We start from the raw sequence: 23,329 nt of genomic DNA on the forward strand, positions 1-23,329 counted from the left end.
CCAAGCTTATGCGTGAAGCATGCTTTACATGTTCTACGCGATTACCGCAAAAGAGGTTTCAGCCATTATTTGGAATTAATGCTCTCTTTGGTCTGCCGAGTTGGAGAAGACTGTTGAGCAAACCGGTATGCGGCGCTTATTCCGACAAGAAGCAAGGCTCCGGCGAGCACAGGCGTGATTAGGAAGGACCAGCCTGCTCCGGCCAGAATCACGACCAGCGGATCCGCGCCAGCCGGCGGATGAAGGGTCTTCGTTACCTGCATGAGCATGATCGACAGCGCAACACCCGCAGCCAAGGTCCAGGCATGCTGGCCAAATACATGCAGCAATGTCAGCCCGGTGATTGTGCTGATAACGTGGCCTCCAACGACATTGCGGGGCTTTGCCAGCGGACTGTCCGGAAGGGCGAATACGATAACGCAGGAGGCGCCAAACGGGGCTATTAACAGCGCCAGACCGGTCGTATTCTCAAACAGGAATAAGATTAGGACGGCTGCGAAAGCACCTATAGCCGGCAATAAGAAGCGGAATAAACGGTAAAGCATGAAGCACCAGCTCTCCTTTACGATCGAATGCTTCGATGGTATCATGTGTTTAACCATTTGAAAAATGAATATATATGATGAATATCATTTCGAAATAAAATACCTAAAAGGCGGGATATCGTGCTTGATCAATGGGACGGAAGATCGCTCCGTACTTTCCTGACGGTAATGGAGGAGAAGAATTTCAGCCGGGCAGCCGATAAATTGGGTTACGTGCAATCTACCGTGACTACTCATATCGCACAGCTGGAGAAAGCAAGCGGCAAAAAACTGTTTGACCGGCTGCCAAGAGGAGTTGAGCCTACGGAAGCAGGAGCCGCGCTGGCCCGGTTTGCAAGGCAATTTGCCGCTTTAAGCCAAGCCTTGGAGGAGGATCTGCTTCGCACGGAGCAGCCGCGCGGGGTCTTGAAGGTCCGTGCTTTAGAAGCGTATTGCGTGACAAGACTGCCTGAGCTGCTTGCTTCTTACGCCGAGCATTACCCGGAGGTTGAGCTTCAGCTCTCGACAGGCTTTATGGAGGATATGTGCGGCAGGGTCCTTGACCAGAAGGTTGATCTGGGCATTGTTCCCCGTGACCCCGGGCATGAAGGTCTCGAATTTGTTCCGCTGGCCATTGAGGAATTAGTATGGGTAGGGGCGACGGAAGGTAGGGGAGGCACAAAGCAGGTATACATCAGCTACGGGAATGCCTGCTTGTACCACGAGCTTGGGGAATCGTCTCTCCGTGAAGCGGGATATGCCTTGCATGACCGCAGAAGCTTCCCAAGCGTGGAATTGATCAAGCGTATGGTTCAGTCGGGCTTTGGGATATCGTTATTGCCGAAGGTGAATGTAGAGGAGGAGCTGCGGGCTGGGAAGCTGATCGCTCTGGATTTCCCTGCGCCGGAGCCCGTTCATCAGGGGTTTATTCATTTGAAGGGCAAGCAGCTTCGTCCGGCTGCGGCGGCCTTTATGGACTGGGTCCGTGCGGGCTTGGCCTAAATTAATAAAAGCCGTCTCCGGGAAGGCAATGCCTTCATCGGAAACGGCTTATCGGGCAAGAATGTTATTGACGGTAGATAGGAGCGCCTAACGGAGCTCCATCGGCACCGCCGTCGACTTGAAGCTGGGCAGCCTGAACGAAGGAGGATTCGTCCGAAGCGAGGAAGAGCACGGCATTGGCGATTTCGTCAGGCTCGCCAAGCCGGTTAAGCGGAATGGAGCGGGAGAGACCGGCTTCCAGCTTCGCTATTTGCTCCGGTTCGGTTGCTTTCCAGATCGGGGTTTTCGTAGCACCCGGCACAACCGTGTTCACGCGGATGCCGCGCGGGGACAGCTCGGAGGCGAATACTCTGGCCATGCTGGTAACGGCTCCTTTGCTCGCCGCGTAAGCTGCCCGGGTTGCTCCGCCCGTAGTGGCAAGCACCGAGCCGACGAGAATAATGGAGGCGCCTGCTTGCAAATGCGGTACAGCGGCCTGCACCGTGAAAAAGACGCCGGTCACGTTTACCTTCAGAATCTGTTCGAAGTCTTCCAGCTTCGTATCGCCAAGCGGAGTGCCGCCGGAAATACCCGCATTCGCGAAGACGATGTCCAGCTTGCCGAAGCGTTCGATTGCTGCCGCAACCGCCTTTTCCGAGCCGGCCGGATCCGCAGCTTCCGCCTGTACGGCAACGGCATTTTCCGCGCCAAGCTCATTTACCGCAGCCGTTAAAGATTCTTGATTGCGTCCCGTAATGACAACCTTTGCGCCTTCCTGAACAAATCGTTTCGCTGTTGCCAGCCCGATACCGCTGTTGCCACCCGTAATTAAAGCTACTTTACCGTTTAGTCTTGCCATTGCAATCACTGCTCCTTTTTATTTTATCTTTTAGTTTGAGAATGATCGTTCTAAAATATTCAAAAAAATTTAGTCTAAAATAGACATTGTTGTAGCAATAACCTTTTTTAATTTCTCTGTATGGTTTTGCGTCTTTACCATGACCCGCAGCCCGATAAGCGCATTGTTGAGGTAAGGGGCTAGCAGCTCCGGATCAAGCGAGGCTGATAACTCCCCGGCTTGCTGGCCTTTAATAATCAGTTTGCGAAAAAGCTCTTCCGTACCGGACCAGCTTTGGTTAACGCATGTTTCCAGCTCGGGATCGTGCATGGCCAGCTCCACGGCGGTATTAACCATCAGGCAGCCTTTTGGCCGTTCCTCATTCTGAGCGATAGCGGCCTCCATGACGGAGCGGATGGCAGCTTTCGTTGACAGGGAGGACTGCGCCCGTTGTTCAATGGAGCTCCAGACGGTGTGGCTGTAATGTTTTAAGGCCATTAAATATAAGGCATGTTTATCGCCAAACGTATCATAAATGCTTCTTCTGTGAATGCCCATATGCTCAACAAGATCCTGTATGGAGGTCTTCTCGTAGCCTTGCGTCCAGAACAGCTTCATTGCCTTCAGCAGGACGGCATCTATGTCAAATTCTTTGCTTCTGGCCAAATGTTCACGGCCTCCTTTCTGAACACAGCTTATCATATTGAGAACGATCGGTAAAGAATTATTTTTTACTGATCGTTCTCAAAAACCCGGCGGATTATTTTTTTTAAAATTAGTTGCAATAGCATTATATTTCGCGTATGATGATATCAAAATTAGTTGCAATAGCATTCTATGTAAAGGGGGATTTAACCTGAGTGAACATTGGAATAACAAACAGGAGAATGAACCGGAATCCCATGGCCAGTTCATTTCGGCGATTTACCGGCATATGCAGGTCTTAATTTCGGCTGAACTGGCACCATACCGCATCGGAAGCGGGCAGTATATTTTCCTGATGGCGATTGCGTCCAGGCAGCCTATTACCCAGAAGGTTTTAAGCGAGAAGCTGCTTATCGACAAGACAACAACAGCAAAAGCGATTGCCAAGCTGGAGGCGGAAGGATACGTGCGAAGGGAGCCTGACCCGGCCGATAACCGCTACCATCTGCTCTATCTGACGGAAGCCGGACATGAAGTCGTGCCGAAGGTGCAAGAGGCTCTGTACCGGGTTAAGAGCAAGACCCGGAAAGGAATTAGCGATGGGGATTACGGCTTGCTGTTAACGCTGTTAAAGACCGTGCTTCATAATTTAACGGATACAGGGGAGGATAATTAATATGATCGCTCAACCTTTTATCGCGGTGGAGAACTGTAAAGAGGAAATCCGGTATTATCAGAAGGTGTTTGGCGGCGAGGTCGTTATTTTGCGCCAGCAGGGCGACACCGTTCTGAATGCGGATCTGCTTGTGGAGGGGACAACGATTAAGTTCGCGGATATTCAAGCTGCAAAGCCGCTTGCAAAAGGCGACTATGTCAGGGTGTTCCTTAAGATTGACACGGAAGAAGCGTTCAGGCGGATCTACGGGGAGTTTGCGCAAAGCGGAACCGTTCTTACGGAGATGTACGAGGCTCCGTTTAACGGTTTGCTGGCAATCGTGAACGACCGGAACGGCGTGTGCTGGGTGCTGTCTTACTATAGATAAAAAAAGATAAAAAACAACGGTGCAGGAAATCCTGCACCGTTTGTTTGAATGGCTTACAAAGGTATGCACATTGGCGGAATGTCCATCGGATTCGGACAAGTAACCGGTATTGTCGGAATCGGCGGCGTAGGGACTGTCGGAATCGAAGGTATCGGCGTCGGTGGTGTTTCAACCGGTGGCGACGGTATTTCAGGCGTTGTTGTAGGCGATTCCTCAGGCGTTGCGGTTGGTTCTTCTGGAGAATAAGTTGGCTCCTCTGGAGAGTTAGTCGGCTCTTCTGGGGAGTAGCTTGGTTCTTCAGGCGTTGCGGTAGGTTGTTCCGGCGTCACGCTCGGCTGCGGAGTTGACGGAGTCGACGTATGCACCGGCGTTGGTGTTGGCGTCGGCGTTGGAGTAGCCGGCGGTACGTATTGCTGCTTGGCTTCATACGCGCTCGTCAGAAGCAAGTCGCGCGTAGCGTTGGTTTGTCCGCCAAACTTTCCGTCCGCGCCGTTACTCAACAGCTTTAATTCGAGGGCAAGCGATACGTAACCTTGCGCCCAATCGGAGACGGTCGTATCCGATCCCGTTTTTGTTTTGGCGTCATCGTTTTTATCAAGAACTCTCACCAGGAAGGTTGCCAGCTGTTCTTTGGTCACCTTTCCCGCAGGATCGTAAACTCCAGCTCCATAGCCCTCCGTTACTCCTGCATTTTTCAACGCTTCGATGTATGGAAGAGCATAACCGTTGGCGGCATCATCGGCCGTCACATCCTTGAAGCTGGACGTCTTCAGCGATTCGTCCGTTTTGAGCCCCATAATCAGCGAGGCTACCTTCGCGAACTGGGCTCTGTTCATTTCCTCCTTCAGACCAAAGGTCGTGTCGGAGACACCGTCGAAGATTCCCGCGCTGATCATGGCGTCAAACTTGGCTTTTGTTGCCGCGTCCAGGTCCTTCAAGTCCGTGAAATCAGCGGAGGTCTTACTGTTGGCAAAGCTTAAAGAAGCGTATGAGCAGAGAAGTATAACTAAAGCAATGCCTGCGATTTTCTTTTTCATCTTTATCATTCCTTCCCCTTAGAATGCAATCCTTGTCGTACTGACAATCCATTGCAAAACCCCGTCTTCCAGGTTCATACTGTTTATATCGGCATTCATTTGTATTTCTTGGATAGGGGAGGAAGTCAATTTTGAAAAATTATGAGGCGAAATGCCTGCTGGAGGCGCGAAATGAGCTGGGGGAAGGCCCGGTATGGGATGACCGGCTGCAGGAGCTGTTATGGGTGGATATCGAAGGCCGTCAATTACACCGTTACCGTCCAAACGACGGAAGAAAGCTCCGGATCCAGACGGAGACAATGATCAGCGCGGCGGTTCCGGCAGAGGATGGCACATGGTTAATCGCGCTGGCGGACGGCTTTTACCGGTTGAATCTGGAGTCAGGCGATATATCCTTGATTGCCCGCACGGAGGAAGAGACGGCGACGAACCGGCTGAATGACGGCAAATGCGATCCGGCGGGCCGGTTCTGGGCTGGGACCATGATCTCCACGAGGAAACGGAACGGTCATCTCTACGTTCTGGAGGACGGCAAGTTATCGAAACGGTTAAGCGGGATTGGCTGCTCCAACGGGCTGGCCTGGACGGCAGACGGAACGGTAATGTACTACATCGATACCTTCGAGAATGAGGTATACGCCTTTGATTACGACACTGCCAGCGGACAGATCGCTAATCGGCGGATTGTGATCCGATTCCCGGAGGGGGAAGGCAGTCCGGATGGCATGAGCATCGATTCGGAAGGGATGCTGTGGATTGGACATTGGGGAGGCTGGCAGATCGGGAGATGGAACCCGTTAACCGGCGAAAAGCTCGCCACGATCCCGATTCCCGTCCGGAATGTCACTTCTTGCGCGTTTGGCGGCGAGAATCTGGACGAGCTGTACATTACGACAGCCAGAATCGGCAATGACGAGGAGCAGCTTAAGGAGCAGCCTCTCGCCGGAGCTATTTTCCGGGTCAAGCTGGACGTTAAGGGATTGCCCGTACAGCGGGCGAGAGGATAGCTTGGGAGAAAGGCATGAAAATAGATAAAAGCCGGGAGACTCCGATAAGGAGGCATCCCGGCTTTTTTAACTCAATAGATTCGCATGGTTATAAGCGATACCGCAGGAGCACCGGCTGGTGCCGAACATCGCGTTGTACGAAGGCGGGAATTCCGTGTTAATCCGTATGACCTGCTCGGCGAACTCTTCGGAGCTCTTCGGTACCGGACTAAGCGAATCGGCCTTTGCCTGCGTATCGATATGCGCGCCTGGCGGAACAAACCGGTTAGCCGGGATCCTTACCCCGTTTGTCACAATCGCGTCCATCGAGACATAAGAGCCGCGTCCCACCTCCGCATTAAAGACAATCGCCTTGAAGCTTACGAACACATCATCCTCGATCAGGCAAGGACCGTGGATAATAGCCCCGTGCGCAACGGAGACTCTTTTGCCAATAAAGACGGAGTAGCTTTTACCGCATGCTTCAACGCTTTGATTAGCCAATCCGTGCAAAATAACGCCGTCCTGAATATTCGAATTCGAGCCGATGAGAAACGGGGTTCCTTCGTCGGCCCGAAGGGCGGCACTGGGGGCAACATACACATTGTCGCAGATGCGTACATCGCCAATCACGCTCGTAAACGGACTTACGTAAGCGGTAGGACGGATATAGGGAAACCGCTCTAAGGGATTAACGGACGTAACGGGATTAGGGCTGATAAACCGCGCGAATAGATTAACAGGGCCTATTGGAAGATGGGAACCCATGTCATAGTCTCCTTGTGACCGAATAGGGAAAGCTCTTCTATTAAGCTATTCCGCCAATAGGCAATTGTCACAGGGAATTATCTCTTAAAGCGAGAGATTGCCGCTGACCAGAAGGCCGAAGCAAGCCGCATTCACCAGAAACGTAATGCCTGCGCCGATCAGCAGGCCCTGAACGATGCCGGTTTTTTTATTAAACACCAATATAGCCGGAAGCAGATAGACAAGCTGAGCAATGCTGATAAAGAAGAAGCCGATCGGGAAAAGAAACAGCAGGCAATGCAGCACGGCCAAAATTCCGATACCCAGAAATACGTGCTTCACATGGTGAGGCGATTTTTCGTAAGGCGATTTGTTTGGGCTTCCCGGTAGCCGGTTATCTCCGTTATCCCCGTTATTGACTCCAGTCATAGACCTTCCCTCCCGGACGCATATCGAATTCCTCTCTCAGCTCGGCTAGCTTCTTCTCCTGCTCTTCCGTGCGATAGAACATATTGTAGGTGTCAAACGGAATGATTCTGCCGTCCGGATGCGCGATATGCACGCAGGATTTCTTGACCGAACGCACATCGAAGTTGTACGGATCCAGAAACTGCATGATGATGACGCGGAACACATTGTCGTAGCTGATATGCTCGGGCACGGAAACGAGCGGCAGGCAGCACAGCAGGCTCTTCAGCGATAAAGCCGAGGAAGCAGGCGAATGGGCCGTCGAGAACAGCTCGAAGATTCGCGACTTCAGCGTTTCGTCCTGCTCGAACACGATGGTATTGCGGCCGCCGTCCAGCAGAATTTGAGGATCGATTAACCCGGTTAACGGTATTACCCCTTCTCCAAGCTTTAACGCATAGCCCATCGCAAGGCAATCCGGGTGGCAAGGCACCGGAATGACATCCTCCGCACGGAAAATGCCCGATTGATCAATAATGCCCTGCCGTACCTCGCTAAGCGTAAGGCGGTCCTTGGCAGGGTCGAACTCTTCCAGTCTTCCTGCTGCCTGGATCGGCTGGAACGTTACGCCGCGCACGGCGCGCTGCTTCAGGCCGAACTGGATAATATCTCCTATCTCGTGATCGTTCAGGCCTTTCTTGAGCGTAACAACCAGCGTTGTCGAAATGTTGAACTCGTTTAAATGCTCCAGCGCTCTGCGCCGCACATCGCGAAGGTCCACGCCGCGCAGCTCCCGGAGCGTCTCTTCCTCGAAGCTGTCGAACTGCAGATAGATTTCGAAGCCCGGCATATATTGGGCCAGCCGTTCGGCGAACTTCCTGTCCTGGGCGATCCGCAGACCGTTGGTGTTCACCATGACATGCTTGATGGGCTTGCTCTTCACCAGATCCAATATTTCGAAAAACTGCGGGTGAATCGTAGGCTCGCCGCCGCTGATCTGCACGATATCCGGCTCGCCTTCGTTGCGGACGATCGCATCCAGCATGAACTCGATCTGTTCAAGCGAACGATAGGAGCCCGCATGCGGGGAGGACTCCGCGTAGCAGATCGGGCACTGCAGGTTGCAGCGCTCGGTAATCTCGAGCAGCGTCAGGCAGCTGTGCTGCTCATGATCGGGGCATAGCCCGCAGTCGTAGGGACAGCCGTAGCGGATCGGAGTGTTCCATACCTCCGGCATTTCCGCGGGCTTCAGAAACTCCCGGCACTTTTTGTAATACTCGGCATCGCTTGCGATTAGCACCTTTTCGCGGCCGTGCTGTCCGCAATATTTCAGAAGGAATACCTGATTGTCCTCAATAATCACTTTCGCTTCAACCTTGCGCAGGCATTTGGAGCATACGCTGTTAGTCAGCTCGTAGAAAATATAAGGTCTGTTTTTGGTTGTCATCGTTACAATTCCTTTCTATGCGAGCGTTGCGGCCGTACAAGCCACTTGGATAAGAGAACGGCGTAATAGATGAGTCCGGCGATACAGGCAAGCTGAATATTGTTTAGCCCAAGATAGAAATGAGGGGTTGGCTTAATAAAATCGATAACGAAGCGGAACAGCAGATAACCGGTCATAAACAATTGGAAGACGGCTCCGTCGGGCAAGCTGCCCTTTCGTTTCCAGTGAAAGAGGAAGGCGCCAAGCAGCAGGAGGAAAGCAATCTCATACAGCTGCGTCGGATGCCGCAGTACCCCGTCGCCGAAATCGATTCCGGTGATCCAGCTAGTGGCCACGCCGTACGTATGATCGTCAAGACCGGTCAGGAAGCAGCCGATTCGCCCGATGACCATGCCAACGATAAGGGGCAAAGCCATATCATCGCCCGTGGAGCGGGAATAGCCGATCCGCTTCTTCGTCCATTCGACGCCGATAAGGCCGCCGAGCAGCCCTCCAACGATCGTTTTGCCTTCCATGAGATAGGTGTAGCTGTTCCAGCTCTCAAGCGTTAAGGAAGGGTCCTCGAACCAATACAGCAGCTTAGAGCCGACCGCCGCACCCATGATGGCGCCAACGATGACCCACATGCCTTGCACGATTGGAATTTTGTCCTTGCTTCTAGTGTAGAGATAGACGCGAAATCCGATAAAATACGCTAGTGTTTCAAATACCGCATGGGGATGCAGTTTTACAAAACCAAGATCAATCCAGACAGGGAAAGTCATGATGCGCTCCAATCTATCGTATTGGCTTATTTTGTATAGATTCGCTTATCAATACAAAAATCCCTTTCTATTTCCATAAGCTTTCCTCGGCTTGGAATGAGACCGCAACATTACAAAATAGCTCCTATGGTACAAATAAGGATGTAAAAAACGGGAGGAGCTGAAGCAGAGCATGAGCAGATTAAGCGGAAAAATTGCGCTGGTAACCGGTGCAAGCAAAGGGATTGGCCGCGCTATTGCGCTGAGACTTGCAGAGGAGGGGGCGATAGTAGCCGTTCATTACGGTTCTAATCATGATGCGGCGGCGGACGTCGTACGGCAAATCGGGCAAATGGGTGGAGAAGCCTTTGCGATAGGGCAGGAGCTTGGTACGCTTGCCAGCGCTGTTAAGCTTTTTGAAGGATTGGATCTGGCCTTGGAGCAGCGTACGGGAGAGAAGTACATTGATATTCTCGTTAATAATGCAGGCGTGGGACTTGTGACCGCTATCGAGGAAACAACGGAAGCCGCCTTCGACCATGTGATGAATACCAATGTAAAGGGCCCGTTTTTCCTTGTTCAGCAAGCGTTGTCCCGAATAAGAGACGGCGGGAGAATGATTAACTTATCCTCTGCCGTAACGAGAATTTCCTTGCCGGGGGTGGCGGCGTACAGCATGAGCAAAGGGGCTGTCAATACGCTTACGTTATCATTATCCACCCAGCTTGCTCCCCGCGGGATAACCGTTAATGCCCTGCAGCCCGGATTTGTCGCCACGGACATGAACAAAGCTATGCTGCAGGATGAATCGGGCTATCAATTCGGTGCCGGGTATTCAAGCTTCGGCAGGTGGGGAGAGCCTTCGGATATCGCGGATGTTGCGGCGTTTCTCGCTTCTTCCGACAGCCGCTGGATTACGGGGCAGTGCATAGATGTAAGCGGCGGATCGCATTTATAAGAATGAGAAAAAGGCCGGGAATCCCTCGTTGGAAGAGAAGCCCGGCCTTGCATCGTATTATTCGCCAAGCACGGGAAGCAGAACGTGGCTTGGATATTGCCCGGAGTGATAGATGGTCTGCGTAGCCGGAATCGGCTCTGGATCGTCATACGGGTTCAGACCCGTATTGGAGTTCGGGAACGCAACAAACTTGCTGGACGACGTAATCGAGAAGCGGATGCGGTGCCCGGCAGGGAACTGATGCGCGATATTAGGCAAGAAAATATCGAACCTCTCCACCTTGCCGGGGATCAGCAGCTCCGGCTTGTCATAACCGTGACGGTATTTGGCGCGGACGATGTAGCTGGAGAGCAGAATGGAGTTGCCGGCTTCATCCACGTCGCTAAGCGCGACAACCCAGTCGGTATCTACCGCCGAGCTTGCCGCATAGAGAACGGCGGACAATTCGCCGGCAATCTTAAGCGGCTGCTCCAGCTTGTCGCCGGTATAGCAGAGCACGTCCTGGCGCAGCTCGATCGTACGCCGGTTTTCCGGGATTCGCTCCCCGGAATCCACGACCGGGTCCCCCGGGTTATAGACATAAACATCCGGCGTGCTGTCCTGCGGCTGCCGCAGCGTCAGCTTGCCGTCGCCAAAGGCCGAGTTCGCCCGTCCGCCGCCTCCGAGATAGAATGGCGTAACGGACGCTTCGACCGGCGTCCAATCCGTGGATGTCCGCCATTTGTTCTCGCCAACCACGTAGTAGCGGGCACGGGGCTCCTCGTTAATGCCGTTTGCCGCACCCTTCAGGAAATGATCGAACCAGCGGAGGACGTTAACGTCATAGTCGTAGACGACGGCATCCTCGCCAAAGGCGGTACCTTCCAGATCGCGGGCGCGGTTTGGACCATGCTCCCAAGGGCCAAGCCAGATTTTCCGGTTCGGAACGTCATGCTCGGTGAGAAGGCGCCAGGTTTCCGATACGCCGGGACTGTCGCCGTCATACCAGCCGGAGATGACGAACATCGGAGCCTTAATCTGATCCGCACGCTCCGAATGGGTGCAGTTCTTCCAATATTCGTCGTACTCGGGATGCTGGCTCCAGAAGTCCCAAGGACCGGAATCCCTGCCGATCATCTGCTGCGGAATCTCTCGAATCGGCCGCGCTTCAACGGCCTTGGCCGGATCAACGGTAATGCCGCCAAAGATTTCGAAGTCTGTCCGGGTGCCAACCGATTGGGCAAGCGTCCAGGACAGCAGCGGCCAGGAGCACACGGTGCCGCCGCGGCGGACCGTATCGACAAACGGAGATCCGACATTAACTTCGTTCACGACCGCCTTCAGGTTCGGATGTCCGCTGGTGGATGCCGCCATGACGACGTAACCGAGGTAGGAGGCACCCCACATGCCGACATCGCCGTTCGACCATTCTTGGGAAATAATCCAGTCGATCGTATCGCTGCCGTCTTCGCGTTCGTAATAGAACGGGACAAGCTCGCCTTCGGAATCGGCGCGTCCCCGGACATCCTGGTTCACAACCGCATACCCCTTGTTCGCCCAGCGCAGGAAATGCTCCTTCTTGCCGGCCCGGTCATAGCAGGTACGGACGAGAATCGTCGGCAGCTTTGCACCCGGCTGAATGCCTTCCGGCAGATAGACGTCGGTTGCGAGCTTCAGACCGTCACGCATCGGAACAAGGAACGTGCCGAGATCATTTACGCCGTATTCGGGCTTGGACAGCCCGGGATCGTCGTATACGACAAGCGGAGTGAGCTTCTCCAGTCCTTCCCGCACGATAATCTCCATGCCGTAGCGGTTCGGGCAGAGGAAGGCGATAACGGCGCCTTCCAGCGTTACGATATCTACGGCAGTGTCATTGCGTTTGGCCCATACCTGCGAAGTGCGTCCCTGCTCATCGGTATAAGTTAGGTGGCGGTGATAGGTTTCGCCATTCGCGGTCACAACACGCTCCCCGGACCATTCGGTCTGACTGTAGACCGGGAGATTCTCGCGAAGTTGCTGAAGCGGGAGAATATATTTCGCTTGCGGGTCCAGCACATGCTCCCGCATCTGCGTGCGCCGTCTGCGGTCTACTCGGGCATGCATGACCTTATCCTCTGTAAAACGAATCTTGCCCTCGTAAACACCTGCGCAATAAAAGTTGTAAATCGTCATTTGCAGCTCCTCCTATCCCCATACCTGTTCGAAAATACGCAGCCAGTTGCCGCCAATGATCTTGCTGACCTCTTCATCGGAATAACCTCTTGCCACTAGTCCCCGAGTAAAGTTGATGAACAAGCCGTATTGCTCGAGTCCGGCGACAAGCTCGGTTGACGGTCCGTCTCCTTTGGCAAAGCCAAGCTTAGGGGCGATATGCTCCTTGAAATAGACGAGGGACCAGTCGAGATCGCTCATCGGCCAATCGGTACCGATGCCGACATGGTCAACGCCAACAAGGCGAACGATATAGTCGATGTGATCGAGCACATGGTCGATTGTTGTAGCCTGCGGATCGCCATGAACGAACCATGGCATGGCAAATACGCCGATTACGCCGCCCGTAGCGGCAATCGCGCGAAGCTCTTCATCGCTTTTGCAGCGGCGGTGAGGATAGATCGCTTCTACGCCCGTATGGGAAGCGATAACCGGCTGGGTGGAGAGTCGGCAGGCATCCAGCGTTGTTTGCTCGCCGCAATGGCTGGTGTCGACAACGATGCCAAGCTCATTCATGCGGCTTATAAACGTCACGCCGAAATTGGAGACGCCGCCGTTAGCCAGCTCCATACACCCGGATGCGATGGAATTCTGATTATTATAGGTTAATTGAAGCACCCGAAGGCCAAAGCCGTGAAGAGCCTCAAGCAGATCGAGGTTCTTGCCGAGACCGCCCGGATCCTGCGAAGTGACGATACCGGCTTTAAGCCCTTTGCGTTTGGCCTCGCGGATATCGTCTGCCGACAGGGCCTTCACAAGCCAGCCGAAACGGTCGAACTGCTCCTGCATTTCGCCCATGCTGGTTATGATGGCCTCCGGGCTGGACAAATCCACTTCCCGGTTGCCGGCTGTGATCCCGGAGCGGTACCATTCCTCTTTGAAGGCAGGCAGCTCGCCGCTAACGGACATTTGCCGCAGACGTTTGGCAGGGAGGGCACTGTACGCCATCGGGTTATCCTTCAGTGCTTCGCATTCTTCTTTGATTTGCGCCGATACTTCGGCAGGAACAACGCGGGGGGACAGAGGCCCCTGGAACAGCAGGTCGATTACGATGCTGCGTTCATGGATATCCAGTGCCCGCTTTTCTTGCTCCGGCGTGAGGTGAAAGTCGTACAACCCTTGATGATTCTTCATGATGACACGCTCCTAGATTGCGATAGTAATGCCTTTGCCTTGAAGCTTGGCTTGCTTATGAAGATAAGCCGCCACAGCTAAATCCTCAACGGCTAGACCAAGCGATTTGAAGAGAGTGACGTCCTTGTCCGAGGCTCTGCCCGGAGCGCGGCCAAGAAGGACCTCGCCGATCTCGCCGATAATATGATCGCTGCCGATCGCCCCCTCCTGAAGAGGGATCAGGTAGTCCCCGGCTTCGTTTACGGCCGATTCATACCGGTCGACGTACAGCTTCGCTTGCCGGACAATGCTTGTTGCCAGCTCCCGGTCGGGAGCGCGGCAGGCGCCAACGGCGTTAATATGCGCGCCTTCGGGAATCCACTCTCCCTGCAGAACGGGAGTTGTTGAGGAGGTCAGGGTGCAGATGATATCGGCCTCCGCAACAGCCAGCCGCGCGGTAGCCGAGATTTCGATCGTCAGCTCCGCATATTTGGCGTCCATCTCATTTTTAAATTTGGTCGCGTGCTCCAGGTTAGGACTCCATATACGGACAAGCTCGATCGGGCGTACGAGAAGCAACGCCTCGAGATGAGTCCGGGCCTGCTCGCCTGTCCCGATTAACGCAAGAACCCGCGAGTCTTCTCTTGCGAGCAGCTTGGTTGCGGCCGCGCTGACGGCAGCGGTACGTATAGCTGTTACGTTACGGCCGTCAACAATGGCGTTCATTGCGCCATTTTCCGCGTCAAACAGGGCAATAACGCCCTGATGGGAGGGAAGGCCGCGGTTATGGTTGTGAGGGAAGACGCTGATCAGCTTCGCTCCAACGGTCTCCTGCGAGGCGAGATACGCCGGCATTAGTCCCATCAAGCCGCCCTGGCGGACGGGAACAACGGACCGGAGCTGCTGCTCGGCTTGTCCGGCGGACAAATCGGACAGGACGTTTTCCATAAGCGGAATGCAGGCTTCCATCGTTAATAATTCGGATACAACGTTACGGTCAATGACTAACATGATGCGCTCACCTGCTTGCTGTCGAATGTAGATCTATTTTATTTTACCTCAAAAATATTAGGGAGTGTAAGCGTTGCTTGGAGCAGCGAAAAAAGAGCCCGCCGGTTATCCGGCAAGCTCTTCCAAGAGGGGCTAATTCTAGCCGAACTGGCTTCGGTAGATGTTGTTTCGGCCGTTTCTTTTGGCCGTGTAGAGGGCCTGGTCGCATTTCGTATACATCGATTCCATATGGGTGTGCTGATCCGGAACGACGGTGAGCACTCCCATGCTTATGGTATAAGAGACAGGCAGGGTGGTCGGTGCGGATTGCAGCATAATCTTTATCCGTTCGGCCAGCGCGCTTGATTCCTGCTCGCCTTTGCCGGGAAGCAGAATGCCGAATTCGTCTCCGCCGTAACGCACGAACAAGTCGTCCTTGTCCAAGTAATGCCGGATTCGCTTCGTTACGTCCTGCAGCACGAGATCGCCGATATGATGGCCGTATTTATCGTTAATGTCCTTAAAGCTGTCGATATCAAACAACAGGTACGAGACCGCTTCGCCCTTCTTGGCATAATGATTCAAGTAGCGTTTGGCGCTTGTCATAAACGTTCTTCGATTAAGCGCGCCGGTCAGATCGTCGTAGCTTGCGTAATGAAGCAGCTCTTGGTTGGTCTTTTCCTTCCACAGCAGCATAAAGCCCATTATCCCCAGGATCGTAAGAATATAGATCGTCACCAGATAGAGCAATTGGTAGATCCCCGGCGTGTAAAAGCTTGCGGGAATATCCGTAAAGAGAGCGGTTGTTCCACGGACCAGATTGGCCGCAATCACGAACAGATAAATATAGCCTATGACTTTCATTAGCGGGGATGGTCCTTTGATCAGCCTGTACATAGGGGCAAGTATGATGGCGAGAGCGGCAGAGCAATAGGCGATCCGGGCCTCTTCCTCGTTATGGATAAGCATGATGAGGTGGAACCCCGCAATGCTGAGAGGGATAGCCAGCTTGTACATGATTTTATAGCGTGTCCGCCATTCATTCCTTAATCGCAACATGGAGATGGTCTCAAGGGAGGCTCCGACAAACATGAGGGAATTGGCAACGGAGATGGTCAGAAAGTCCGGGATATCCCCGCGCAGGACAACAAGAAACCAGGAGCAGGACTGAAGGCATTTGGCCAGGAAAAAGATTCTGACCGGCAAGGCTTTGATTACATCCCGCCAATAAGCGCTTATAAGTATGAATGTAAATAAATAGGCAATTCCAAGAAAAATAAGGATTGTTGTCGAATCCAACAGTATGTTAATGGTGGTCACCAGCCTGACGATAAAAATATCCGTTACTGCCGATTATATCAGGATGCAGGAAACGGTTGGAAGACGTTATTCGTAAAATTAATCCGGAATCTTATTTCAGCTACGTTTAAGGAATAGGAGATACACTGTCAATTATAGGACATTTGATGGGTGTAGAGGAGGCAATATTATGGCGAATTCCAAATGGGTGAAATGGGTTGTCGGGCTTTCCAGCGTAGCGTTATTCACGGGAATGGTCGGCGTTATTAATCATTCATCGGCAAATCCAGCAACAGCTCCGGTCAGCAGCGACGTTTTAAATAGCAGTCCATCAGATGGAGGAATCCAGGGCAATGACGGCACAGGCTCCTACGAGCAAAGGCCGTTTGGCCGCGGGCGCGGCATGGGACAGGATTTTGGCTCGGGAACGGACTCCGGAACAAGTTCCGGCGACGAAGGCATGCGGACGCATGCTTCATAGCAGGGAGGAATCATAGATGACTTTGCATAGATTCCGGGCGATGAATTCGCAGTTTTTCACAAAAGGACTGCATGACGGCGCGCAGGCGATGGCGGAAAGCTGGATCACTGTCGTAGAGGAGAAGCTGAGCCGGTTCAATCCGCGCAGTGAGCTGTCCCAAATGAACCAATCTGCCGGACAACCTTTTTCCGCCTCCACGCTGCTCTATGAAGTAATGGCTGAGGCCAACCGTTACTATGAAGCAACCGACGGTCTGTTTAATCCCTATATGGGACAACTCATTCACGAGCTTGGGTACTCCGGGACGTTTGAATCCTTGGCGGGGAGGTCGGCGCATGTGGAGCCGGTGCTTACGGCTAAGCCGTTTGACTGCGAGCAGCCCTTGATTCTGGACTCCGGTACAAGAGCGTTAACGCTGGATTTGAAGCTTGCTGTCGACCTTGGCGGATTCGCAAAAGGATGGAGCGCCCACCAGCTTTCCCTTATGATTCAGCATGCGGGCGTACGTTCCGGTGCAATTGGAGCGGGAGGCGATATTACGCTGTGGGGTGTGCCGGACGAGGGATGGTCGGTTTGTATCGGTGATCCTTGGGAAGCAAGCAGGGATCTGATGACGCTTCAGGTAAGATACCCGGCAGGGATCGCTACCAGTAATACGGTCAGACGGCAATGGAAGGACAGCGCCGGTCAAAGTCGCCATCATATTATTCATCCGCGCACGGGTGCGCCAGTCGATTCGGATCTGGCTCAGGTGACCCTGTTTGCTCCGAATCTGATGGATGCCGAAGTGTACGCGAAATGCGTCCTTCTTCTCGGCCGGGAGCAGGGTTTCGAATGGCTTGCGGGTAACCATCCGGCTTGTGCGGCCGTAGGCGTGCTGCATGACGGATCGATCCGGACGGTTGGCGCTATCGGTCAGTATGTAGGGGAAAGGGGATTATACGCATGAACCAGCTGTTGGATGCTTTAAGTGTATGGACCACAACCCGCGCGTCGGGCATTACGTCGTATTTGTTCCTGTTTCTGTCCACGATTGCCGGTATTTCAATGGGGTCGCGACTAATCAAAAATAAAGCCAAGCTGATGGTGTTGACCATTCATCAGTCCGCTGGCTGGTTCGGCTTTTTGTTCGGCATGATGCATGGAGCCGTACTGCTGTTCGACCAATACGTGGGCTATTCCTTAAGCGGATTGCTGATCCCGTTCACGGCAGAATCGCATCCCGTTCTAACGGGCATGGGGACACTCTCGTTTTATATGTGCTTTATTGTTATTCTGTCCTCGGACATGATGAAAAAGCTTGGCAAGAAAGCGTGGAAGATGACGCATATGCTGGCATTTCCCGGCTACTTTCTGGCCCTCCTGCACGGTCTTCTGATCGGCTCCGATTCAAGCTATCCTTGGGCGCAGGCGATGTACGGGGCGACAGGCGCTATTGTAGTGGCGCTTACGGTCTACAGGGTATGGACGGTGAAAAAGGATAAACGAGATGCTCCGAAGAGCGGGCGGGTAACCTATCCGCATGCGAATCCAATCATTATTGAGCCCGGCGATTATAAAGTACGATAAGGCCCTTCAGAGGGTCTTTTTTTATTTTAAAGAATATGTTGATGATACAGGCTATTGAAGGAGACAACTTTCGCACCTCCCGCATAAAATGTAAGCGTATCACATTCCTCGAATTCGGAGGTGATGAAAAGTGCTAGGATCGCTTACACTTTGGATGGAAGTTGCTTTGTGGGTCGTGCTGGGCTCGATGGGTGCAAACTTGTTGGTTGACTTGTTCAAAATGGTAACAGGCGGCAAATTCTCGATGGACTTCGTATTGGGCTACCTGAAAGACCTGTTGTACTACGTGATGCCGCTGCTTCTTCTTGCGGGACTTTCCTTAATGGACGTAACAGGCTGGGTCGTTCTGGTTGGTTATTACTTGGGCGCGCTCGCAGTGCTCCTGAAGTATCTCATGGACTTGAAAGGAAAATTATAATCCATGTTGGATGCAGCAGTCGGCAAGCAGTTAAACAAGGGCTGAGCATCTTCGGATAGGATAGGCCGGGGCTTCTTACGGGAGAGCTCCGGCCTTTAGTTTGTATGAAATGGGTGGCAGAAGCCGCCGTGAAACTAATCGTACCCCTTGAGCACTCTTGTACACCCTTGTGCCATCTGCATCACGGCTAACGAAACTAGGTAACGCTATTCGGTTGATCTGGCGGGATTTTTGATTCTAACGAAACTAGGTGACGCTATTCCATGCTTCAACTTTGCTTTTTACCGCCAAAGTGTCCAATAACGTTACTATGTTTCGTTAGATTCGAGAATCGGCCGGTTTTCATGAAATAAGGCTATGAATTTTGTTAGAGGTAAGATTCTCTCAAGGCAATAGAGCCAGGAAGGACTTCGTCGCCGAGGACATAGGTATGCCTCGCAGCGTAGCAATGCCGATAGGGCGGCCGGGAAAAGTCTCAGTTAGAGGGATTTCAACCAGCTCTCCACGCTGTAACTCTTCCGCGACGTAGTTGCGAATAACAAAGGCCAGGCCAAAGCCGCTTTTGGCGAATTGGACGAGCAGGTCCACGCTGCCGAGTTCGAATTCAGGGGTAAACGTGCTTCCGTGAGACGCCGCGTAATCATCCAGGTAACGTCTCGTGCTGCTTCCTTTTTCGAGTAGCAGCAGCGGATAGGCATTCAATTGCTCCAAAGTAAGCGGCGGACCGCCGGAGAGCGATTGATAACCTTTGCCCCCGACAAAACAGTCCTGAAGCAGCGTGCTTTCGCTTATAGCAACTTGCTTGTCGGATACGGGCAAGCTGACAATGCCGAAGTCGATCTTGCCTTCTTTAAGAAGTGCAAGCGTCTCGGGGGTTGTCCGGTTGGTAACCCTGACGCGGACGCCGGGATGCTGCTCATGGAACTGCTCCAGATAAGGCAGCAAATAATGCTTGCACAACGTATCGCTCGCCCCTATCGCTATTTCCCCGGTATGGAGATTATTCATCTCGGCTATCGCTTTTTCTCCAATCTGAACGGATTGGAAGGCTTGCTCGATGTATTGCAGTAGCACGGTTCCTTCTTTGGTTAAAGTGACTCCCCTAGGCGTCCGGAAGAAAAGCTGCCCTCCAAGCGTGCTCTCCAGCTGCTTGACCGTATGACTTACGGCAGGCTGGGTAATATGAAGCTGCTCGGCGGCTTTCGATAAGCTTCCGGTCTTGGCAATCCAATAAAAAACGCGGTACCACTCCAAATTCACTTCCATAGGTATTCCTCACATTTATATCAGATATTAGTTATATGAATTATTCTAATACACTTCTCGGGCTTTATCATTAGTAAGTAAGCAATTGATGAAGCGGAGGTTATGAGAATGACAGTAACGGCGATCGTAGGCGCAAATTGGGGCGACGAAGGAAAAGGGAAGATGACCGATGTATGGGCGGCGCAATCCTCTTACGTTGTCCGGTTCCAAGGCGGAAGCAACGCGGGACATACGATTATTAACGATTTCGGGAAGTTTGCCCTGCATATGCTTCCCTCGGGTGTTTTTAACCCAAACGTTACGAATGTTATTGGTCCCGGCACAGCGCTGGATATTGGAGTTTTGTTGGATGAGCTGAAGGCCTTGTCGGCGCGAGGGGTACCAACTCCTAAAATAATCATTTCGGATAGAGCTCAGATTGTATTGCCTGTGCACCGGTTATTCGATGAGCTGGAAGAGGAGAGGCTGGGAAACAACAGCTTTGGGTCCACGAGACGCGGTATTGCTCCTTTTTATGCGGATAAATATACCAAGCTTGGAATACAGGCAGCCGATTTACTAGAACCTGCCCGTTTGCTTAAGCGTGTAGAGCGTTTGCTTGAAGCTAAAAACGTACTCCTGCAGCATCTTTACGGACAGCCTCCGATGCAGGCGGAAGACTTGATGCCGGAGCTGCTTGAGCAAGCGAAGCTGTTGGCACCGTATATAGGCGACACAACCTCGTTGCTCCAGAAGGCCTATATCCATGGAGAACCTATTTTGCTGGAGGGACAATTAGGGGCGCTTCGGGATCCCGATCATGGGATCTATCCTTATACCACCTCGTCCTCAACGCTCGCGGGCTTTGCGTCGGTTGGGGCAGGGCTTCCTCCGTATGCCATCCAGCAGGTCGTTGCCGTGACCAAAGCCTATTCCAGCTGTGTTGGCGCAGGACCGTTTGTATCCGAGCTTCAAGGAGCACAGGCGGAGGAGCTTAGGAAGCGGGGCGGAGATGCCGGCGAATACGGCGTAACGACCGGCCGGCCTAGACGCGTCGGTTGGTTTGACGCCGTTGCAACGCGATACGGCTGCCGTCTGCAGGGAGCAACATCGGTCGTGTTGACGAACCTGGATGTCTTAGGCTATTTAGACGAGATTCCGGTTTGCGTCGGCTATGAAACGGCGGACGGGGTTATCGATGACTTCCCTATTACCTCCAAGCTTGAAGGCGCAAAGCCCGTTTACAAATCAATGCCCGGTTGGAAAAGCACGATCTCCGAGATTAGACAATTTGATGATTTGCCTCTTGCGGCCAAACAATACGTAGAGTTTGTCGAGTCCGAGATTGGCGTTCCGATCGCGACGATTTCCGTTGGACCTAAACGTGATCAGGTGATTACGAGATAAGTTAAGTGTAAGTGAAAGGTCAATTCTCCGGGGCAGCCGGAATAGGATGGGATTAGGGCTTTTTAAAGGTGGAAGTACGGAGGTGGGCTCATGGGGAGCAAAGCTGTTTTGGAAGAGCTGCTGTTATCCTGGCCGGGCGTAACCACGGGGCCTCACCGGTTCGGCGGAATCGAATTTGCGGTGAACGGCAAGGAGATCGGACATCTTCATGGCGGTCGGCTGGTAGATCTATTATTGCCAAAGGCTAAGCGGGATGAAGCCGTAACGACCGGCAAAGCCAAGTCACACCATATTCTGCCGGAGTCCGGCTGGGTTTCCGTTTATTTGAACACGGAAGACGATCTTGCCCATGCCATTGAACTGCTGCGTTTTAACTATGAACGGTTTGCCCAAGTTCCCTAACGGATTGGGCGCATATTCCATTCCTCCTTCGCTCATACTGTAATGAGTTTGAAGCAGAGGAGGATCTTGAAGTGGACATTAACCGCGCCAAAGAAATTGCCGCTTCTCCGGTGATGGAGGACGTGAAGTATAACGAAATGCAGGTGTACATTCAGCACGTGGATGATGCGAGGGGGACGGCGCGCATCTACCCGTTATCCAATCCGGAGCAGGAGCTTGATGTGCCGGTACGCAGCTTGGTTGAGCAATCATCCACGATGGCAATGGAAGTTGAACAAGTCGCTTGCCGGGTATCCGATGGCGAAACGGAACAATAGGAATTTGTAAAACAAAGCATGGCGGGTTACCGCTGTGCTTTGTTTTTTGTATAATGAATCTTTCAGCAGTTAGTCAGCCGGTAGGAGAGAAGAACGTTAATGAAACAACAAGCTCAATTGAAATCCAGTTTACTATTAATACTCGCTGCCTTTATATGGGGATTCGCTTTTGTCGCCCAGCGTCAGGGGATGGAGCATACAGGGCCGTTTACCTTTAACGCGGTCCGATTTGTATTGGGCGCTATATCGTTATTGCCGCTTATTTGGATCATGGATCGCAAATCCGGCCAGACCAAGGCGCAGCTTCGCGGTTCCTTTAGAAGCGCCTCTAAGTACGGAGTGTGCACGGGACTTATTTTGTTCGTTGGGGCTTCCTTGCAGCAAATTGGACTGATGTATACAACCGCGGGAAAAGCAGCCTTTGTTACGGGACTGTATATTGTTATCGTACCGTTCTTCGGGTTGTTTCTGAAGCAACGGTTTGGCGTGAACAGCGGCATAGGTGCCGTTCTGGCGGTTATCGGCCTGTATTTATTATGCATGACTAATGATCTGACGTTGGGAAAAGGGGACTTGTACGAGCTTGTCGGGGCATTGTTCTGGTCTGTTCATATCCTGATGATCGACCGGTTCTCCCGCAAGACGGACGGACTAAAGCTGTCGCTTGCGCAAATTTTGACCTGCTCGGTGCTGAGCTTTATAGCAGCCTTCTCTACGGAAAAGGTGGAGCTGTCCGGTCTGTCCGACGCTATGATTCCGTTGTTATACGGCGGGATTTGTTCCGTGGGTATTGCGTATACGCTGCAAATTGTTGGCCAGAAAAACGCGCATCCTGCGCAGGCGGCCATTATTTTGAGCCTGGAGACTGTGTTTGCCGCCATCGGAGGATACCTGCTGCTGGACGAGGTGCTTGGCGTCCGCGCGGGAATCGGCTGCATGTTTATGCTGGTCGGCATGATTGTGCCGCAGCTTCCGCCGCTCTGGCGGGTTAACCGTAAAAATCGTTCACTTCTTGAATAAACAGGGCAAACAGGGGATGCGAAGAGCTGTCCTCAGGCTTAGCGAACGCTTCGGCCAAGCTTTTGTAATACCAGGCTTGCTCCTTTTCGCCTCGTTTGAACCGTGACCAGAAAGAAGGACCGGATGTTTCAAACTCCCGTTTCATGCTTCGAAGGTTATGCAGTTTGTCGGCGCAGGCTACCAAGCGGATTTCCAGCGAAGAAGAGGGGAGACTCTCGATCGTATGGGTTTTCCGTTCTTCCCAGCTTAAGGATTTATCCGGCTCGGAGCAGCCCTTCACAATAAACGTAATCTCAGGACCAAACCGGTCGGTTAGCTGCTGCTCGGTCGTATCCGTATCTTCAAGCACATCATGGAGAAGGGCTGCAATAATCACTTCTTCGCTGTAGTTGTACGAGGATAGAAGCATCGCCACTCCGAAAGGATGGGATATGTAAGGTATGCCGGTTCCTTTGCGGTATTGGGCTTGATGGGCGGTTGCTGCAAACTCGATCGCGACATCCATTACGTTCATTTGA

General features: G+C 52.7%; 27 protein-coding genes. 13 read left to right on the forward strand and 14 right to left on the reverse strand.

Features of this window, described 5'->3' with window-relative positions; translation table 11 throughout:
- Positions 1-65: 65 nt before the first annotated feature.
- Positions 66-545 (reverse strand): HPP family protein, encoded by a 480-nt coding sequence (locus tag PJDR2_RS03100; RefSeq protein WP_012772591.1) that lies wholly within the window; start codon positions 543-545, stop codon positions 66-68.
- A 120-nt stretch (positions 546-665) separates the two neighbouring features.
- On the opposite strand from PJDR2_RS03100, the gene PJDR2_RS03105 reads away from it, so the two are divergent.
- Complete coding sequence (locus tag PJDR2_RS03105; protein ID WP_012772592.1) at positions 666-1,526, forward strand: LysR family transcriptional regulator; 861 nt, start codon at positions 666-668, stop codon at positions 1,524-1,526.
- A gap of 64 nt (positions 1,527-1,590) precedes the next feature.
- Here PJDR2_RS03105 and PJDR2_RS03110 read toward each other — a convergent pair whose 3' ends face one another.
- Both PJDR2_RS03110 and PJDR2_RS03115 read right to left on the reverse strand, forming a co-directional pair.
- Positions 1,591-2,364, reverse strand: a complete 774-nt coding sequence (locus PJDR2_RS03110) for an SDR family NAD(P)-dependent oxidoreductase (protein ID WP_012772593.1) — start codon at positions 2,362-2,364, stop codon at positions 1,591-1,593.
- A gap of 69 nt (positions 2,365-2,433) precedes the next feature.
- Positions 2,434-3,009 (reverse strand): TetR/AcrR family transcriptional regulator, encoded by a 576-nt coding sequence (locus PJDR2_RS03115; RefSeq protein ID WP_012772594.1) that lies wholly within the window; start codon positions 3,007-3,009, stop codon positions 2,434-2,436.
- Between the two features lie 268 nt (positions 3,010-3,277).
- Here PJDR2_RS03115 and PJDR2_RS03120 point away from each other — a divergent pair, with 268 nt between their 5' ends.
- Complete coding sequence (locus PJDR2_RS03120) at positions 3,278-3,664, forward strand: MarR family winged helix-turn-helix transcriptional regulator (RefSeq protein WP_150106418.1); 387 nt, start codon at positions 3,278-3,280, stop codon at positions 3,662-3,664.
- Between the two features lies 1 nt (position 3,665).
- A complete protein-coding gene (locus PJDR2_RS03125) occupies positions 3,666-4,031 on the forward strand; it encodes a VOC family protein (RefSeq protein ID WP_012772596.1) in 366 nt (121 codons plus the stop codon).
- A 53-nt stretch (positions 4,032-4,084) separates the two neighbouring features.
- On the opposite strand, the gene PJDR2_RS31680 is transcribed toward PJDR2_RS03125, so the two are convergent.
- Positions 4,085-5,068 (reverse strand): S-layer homology domain-containing protein, encoded by a 984-nt coding sequence (locus tag PJDR2_RS31680; protein WP_012772597.1) that lies wholly within the window; start codon positions 5,066-5,068, stop codon positions 4,085-4,087.
- A 131-nt stretch (positions 5,069-5,199) separates the two neighbouring features.
- Between PJDR2_RS31680 and PJDR2_RS03135 the strand changes: the two genes are divergently transcribed.
- On the forward strand, positions 5,200-6,075 hold the full coding sequence (locus PJDR2_RS03135; protein WP_012772598.1) for an SMP-30/gluconolactonase/LRE family protein: 876 nt from the start codon (positions 5,200-5,202) through the stop codon (positions 6,073-6,075).
- Positions 6,076-6,141: 66 nt separating this feature from the next.
- Here the strand turns inward: PJDR2_RS03135 and PJDR2_RS03140 are convergent, their stop codons facing one another.
- The 4 genes from PJDR2_RS03140 to PJDR2_RS03155 form a co-directional block, all read right to left on the reverse strand.
- A complete protein-coding gene (locus tag PJDR2_RS03140) occupies positions 6,142-6,822 on the reverse strand; it encodes a carbonate dehydratase (protein ID WP_012772599.1) in 681 nt (226 codons plus the stop codon).
- An 84-nt stretch (positions 6,823-6,906) separates the two neighbouring features.
- Complete coding sequence (locus PJDR2_RS03145) at positions 6,907-7,230, reverse strand: hypothetical protein (protein WP_012772600.1); 324 nt, start codon at positions 7,228-7,230, stop codon at positions 6,907-6,909.
- A complete protein-coding gene (locus PJDR2_RS03150) occupies positions 7,214-8,656 on the reverse strand; it encodes a radical SAM protein (protein ID WP_012772601.1) in 1,443 nt (480 codons plus the stop codon). Before PJDR2_RS03150 ends, PJDR2_RS03145 begins: the two co-directional genes overlap by 17 nt.
- A 2-nt stretch (positions 8,657-8,658) precedes the next feature.
- Positions 8,659-9,420 (reverse strand): prolipoprotein diacylglyceryl transferase, encoded by a 762-nt coding sequence (locus PJDR2_RS03155; RefSeq protein WP_012772602.1) that lies wholly within the window; start codon positions 9,418-9,420, stop codon positions 8,659-8,661.
- Between the two features lie 172 nt (positions 9,421-9,592).
- On the opposite strand from PJDR2_RS03155, the gene PJDR2_RS03160 reads away from it, so the two are divergent.
- Complete coding sequence (locus PJDR2_RS03160; protein ID WP_012772603.1) at positions 9,593-10,357, forward strand: SDR family oxidoreductase; 765 nt, start codon at positions 9,593-9,595, stop codon at positions 10,355-10,357.
- Positions 10,358-10,414: 57 nt separating this feature from the next.
- Here PJDR2_RS03160 and PJDR2_RS03165 read toward each other — a convergent pair whose 3' ends face one another.
- From PJDR2_RS03165 to PJDR2_RS03180, 4 genes are all read right to left on the reverse strand, one after another.
- Positions 10,415-12,511, reverse strand: a complete 2,097-nt coding sequence (locus PJDR2_RS03165) for a CocE/NonD family hydrolase (RefSeq protein ID WP_012772604.1) — start codon at positions 12,509-12,511, stop codon at positions 10,415-10,417.
- Positions 12,512-12,523: 12 nt separating this feature from the next.
- On the reverse strand, positions 12,524-13,684 hold the full coding sequence (locus PJDR2_RS03170; protein WP_012772605.1) for a dipeptidase: 1,161 nt from the start codon (positions 13,682-13,684) through the stop codon (positions 12,524-12,526).
- 12 nt (positions 13,685-13,696) lie between these two features.
- The gene (locus PJDR2_RS03175; RefSeq protein WP_012772606.1) at positions 13,697-14,674 is read right to left on the reverse strand and encodes an ornithine cyclodeaminase family protein; all 978 of its coding nucleotides are present in this window, start codon (positions 14,672-14,674) and stop codon (positions 13,697-13,699) included.
- Between the two features lie 138 nt (positions 14,675-14,812).
- A complete protein-coding gene (locus PJDR2_RS03180; protein ID WP_190276177.1) occupies positions 14,813-15,859 on the reverse strand; it encodes a GGDEF domain-containing protein in 1,047 nt (348 codons plus the stop codon).
- A gap of 283 nt (positions 15,860-16,142) precedes the next feature.
- On the opposite strand from PJDR2_RS03180, the gene PJDR2_RS03185 reads away from it, so the two are divergent.
- From PJDR2_RS03185 to PJDR2_RS03200, 4 genes are all read left to right on the forward strand, one after another.
- Positions 16,143-16,433: a hypothetical protein gene (locus PJDR2_RS03185; protein ID WP_012772608.1), complete on the forward strand. Its 291-nt coding sequence runs from the start codon at positions 16,143-16,145 to the stop codon at positions 16,431-16,433.
- 16 nt (positions 16,434-16,449) lie between these two features.
- Positions 16,450-17,382, forward strand: coding sequence for an FAD:protein FMN transferase (locus PJDR2_RS03190; protein ID WP_012772609.1), 933 nt, complete (start codon positions 16,450-16,452; stop codon positions 17,380-17,382).
- On the forward strand, positions 17,379-18,002 hold the full coding sequence (locus PJDR2_RS03195) for a ferric reductase-like transmembrane domain-containing protein (RefSeq protein ID WP_012772610.1): 624 nt from the start codon (positions 17,379-17,381) through the stop codon (positions 18,000-18,002). Before PJDR2_RS03190 ends, PJDR2_RS03195 begins: the two co-directional genes overlap by 4 nt.
- A 130-nt stretch (positions 18,003-18,132) precedes the next feature.
- Positions 18,133-18,420, forward strand: coding sequence for a hypothetical protein (locus PJDR2_RS03200; RefSeq protein ID WP_012772611.1), 288 nt, complete (start codon positions 18,133-18,135; stop codon positions 18,418-18,420).
- A 384-nt stretch (positions 18,421-18,804) separates the two neighbouring features.
- Here the strand turns inward: PJDR2_RS03200 and PJDR2_RS03205 are convergent, their stop codons facing one another.
- Positions 18,805-19,686 (reverse strand): LysR family transcriptional regulator, encoded by an 882-nt coding sequence (locus PJDR2_RS03205; protein ID WP_012772612.1) that lies wholly within the window; start codon positions 19,684-19,686, stop codon positions 18,805-18,807.
- A gap of 108 nt (positions 19,687-19,794) precedes the next feature.
- On the opposite strand from PJDR2_RS03205, the gene PJDR2_RS03210 reads away from it, so the two are divergent.
- The 4 genes from PJDR2_RS03210 to PJDR2_RS03225 all read left to right on the forward strand — a co-directional run bounded on the left by PJDR2_RS03210 (position 19,795) and on the right by PJDR2_RS03225 (position 22,811).
- Positions 19,795-21,072: an adenylosuccinate synthase gene (locus tag PJDR2_RS03210; protein ID WP_012772613.1), complete on the forward strand. Its 1,278-nt coding sequence runs from the start codon at positions 19,795-19,797 to the stop codon at positions 21,070-21,072.
- A 90-nt stretch (positions 21,073-21,162) separates the two neighbouring features.
- Positions 21,163-21,474 carry a luciferase family protein gene (locus tag PJDR2_RS03215; protein ID WP_012772614.1) on the forward strand — a complete coding sequence of 104 codons (312 nt, stop codon included), beginning with the start codon at positions 21,163-21,165 and terminating at the stop codon, positions 21,472-21,474.
- A 71-nt stretch (positions 21,475-21,545) separates the two neighbouring features.
- Positions 21,546-21,791, forward strand: coding sequence for an H-type small acid-soluble spore protein (locus PJDR2_RS03220; RefSeq protein ID WP_012772615.1), 246 nt, complete (start codon positions 21,546-21,548; stop codon positions 21,789-21,791).
- A gap of 99 nt (positions 21,792-21,890) precedes the next feature.
- Positions 21,891-22,811 (forward strand): DMT family transporter, encoded by a 921-nt coding sequence (locus tag PJDR2_RS03225; RefSeq protein ID WP_012772616.1) that lies wholly within the window; start codon positions 21,891-21,893, stop codon positions 22,809-22,811.
- Here the strand turns inward: PJDR2_RS03225 and PJDR2_RS03230 are convergent.
- Positions 22,780-23,325, reverse strand: coding sequence for an HD domain-containing protein (locus PJDR2_RS03230; RefSeq protein ID WP_012772617.1), 546 nt, complete (start codon positions 23,323-23,325; stop codon positions 22,780-22,782). The two genes, PJDR2_RS03225 and PJDR2_RS03230, sit on opposite strands and share 32 nt — an antisense overlap.
- Between the last annotated feature and the right edge of the window lie 4 nt (positions 23,326-23,329).

This window comes from Paenibacillus sp. JDR-2 (assembly GCF_000023585.1).
Taxonomy (GTDB): Bacteria; Bacillota; Bacilli; order Paenibacillales; family Paenibacillaceae; genus Pristimantibacillus.

Excerpts from the sequence above, each read along its gene's own strand:
- PJDR2_RS03100 (WP_012772591.1), bottom strand. The coding sequence starts at position 545 with ATGCTTTACCGTTTATTCCGCTTCTTATTGCCGGCTATAGGTGCTTTC.
- PJDR2_RS03110 (WP_012772593.1), bottom strand. The coding sequence starts at position 2,364 with ATGGCAAGACTAAACGGTAAAGTAGCTTTAATTACGGGTGGCAACAGC.
- PJDR2_RS03120 (WP_150106418.1), top strand. The coding sequence starts at position 3,278 with ATGCAGGTCTTAATTTCGGCTGAACTGGCACCATACCGCATCGGAAGC.
- PJDR2_RS03125 (WP_012772596.1), top strand. The coding sequence starts at position 3,666 with ATGATCGCTCAACCTTTTATCGCGGTGGAGAACTGTAAAGAGGAAATC.
- PJDR2_RS31680 (WP_012772597.1), bottom strand. The coding sequence starts at position 5,068 with ATGAAAAAGAAAATCGCAGGCATTGCTTTAGTTATACTTCTCTGCTCA.
- PJDR2_RS03140 (WP_012772599.1), bottom strand. The coding sequence starts at position 6,822 with ATGGGTTCCCATCTTCCAATAGGCCCTGTTAATCTATTCGCGCGGTTT.
- PJDR2_RS03145 (WP_012772600.1), bottom strand. The coding sequence starts at position 7,230 with ATGACTGGAGTCAATAACGGGGATAACGGAGATAACCGGCTACCGGGA.
- PJDR2_RS03150 (WP_012772601.1), bottom strand. The coding sequence starts at position 8,656 with ATGACAACCAAAAACAGACCTTATATTTTCTACGAGCTGACTAACAGC.
- PJDR2_RS03155 (WP_012772602.1), bottom strand. The coding sequence starts at position 9,420 with ATGACTTTCCCTGTCTGGATTGATCTTGGTTTTGTAAAACTGCATCCC.
- PJDR2_RS03160 (WP_012772603.1), top strand. The coding sequence starts at position 9,593 with ATGAGCAGATTAAGCGGAAAAATTGCGCTGGTAACCGGTGCAAGCAAA.
- PJDR2_RS03165 (WP_012772604.1), bottom strand. The coding sequence starts at position 12,511 with ATGACGATTTACAACTTTTATTGCGCAGGTGTTTACGAGGGCAAGATT.
- PJDR2_RS03170 (WP_012772605.1), bottom strand. The coding sequence starts at position 13,684 with ATGAAGAATCATCAAGGGTTGTACGACTTTCACCTCACGCCGGAGCAA.
- PJDR2_RS03175 (WP_012772606.1), bottom strand. The coding sequence starts at position 14,674 with ATGTTAGTCATTGACCGTAACGTTGTATCCGAATTATTAACGATGGAA.
- PJDR2_RS03185 (WP_012772608.1), top strand. The coding sequence starts at position 16,143 with ATGGCGAATTCCAAATGGGTGAAATGGGTTGTCGGGCTTTCCAGCGTA.
- PJDR2_RS03190 (WP_012772609.1), top strand. The coding sequence starts at position 16,450 with ATGACTTTGCATAGATTCCGGGCGATGAATTCGCAGTTTTTCACAAAA.
- PJDR2_RS03195 (WP_012772610.1), top strand. The coding sequence starts at position 17,379 with ATGAACCAGCTGTTGGATGCTTTAAGTGTATGGACCACAACCCGCGCG.
- PJDR2_RS03205 (WP_012772612.1), bottom strand. The coding sequence starts at position 19,686 with ATGGAAGTGAATTTGGAGTGGTACCGCGTTTTTTATTGGATTGCCAAG.
- PJDR2_RS03210 (WP_012772613.1), top strand. The coding sequence starts at position 19,795 with ATGACAGTAACGGCGATCGTAGGCGCAAATTGGGGCGACGAAGGAAAA.
- PJDR2_RS03215 (WP_012772614.1), top strand. The coding sequence starts at position 21,163 with ATGGGGAGCAAAGCTGTTTTGGAAGAGCTGCTGTTATCCTGGCCGGGC.
- PJDR2_RS03225 (WP_012772616.1), top strand. The coding sequence starts at position 21,891 with ATGAAACAACAAGCTCAATTGAAATCCAGTTTACTATTAATACTCGCT.
- PJDR2_RS03230 (WP_012772617.1), bottom strand. The coding sequence starts at position 23,325 with ATGAACGTAATGGATGTCGCGATCGAGTTTGCAGCAACCGCCCATCAA.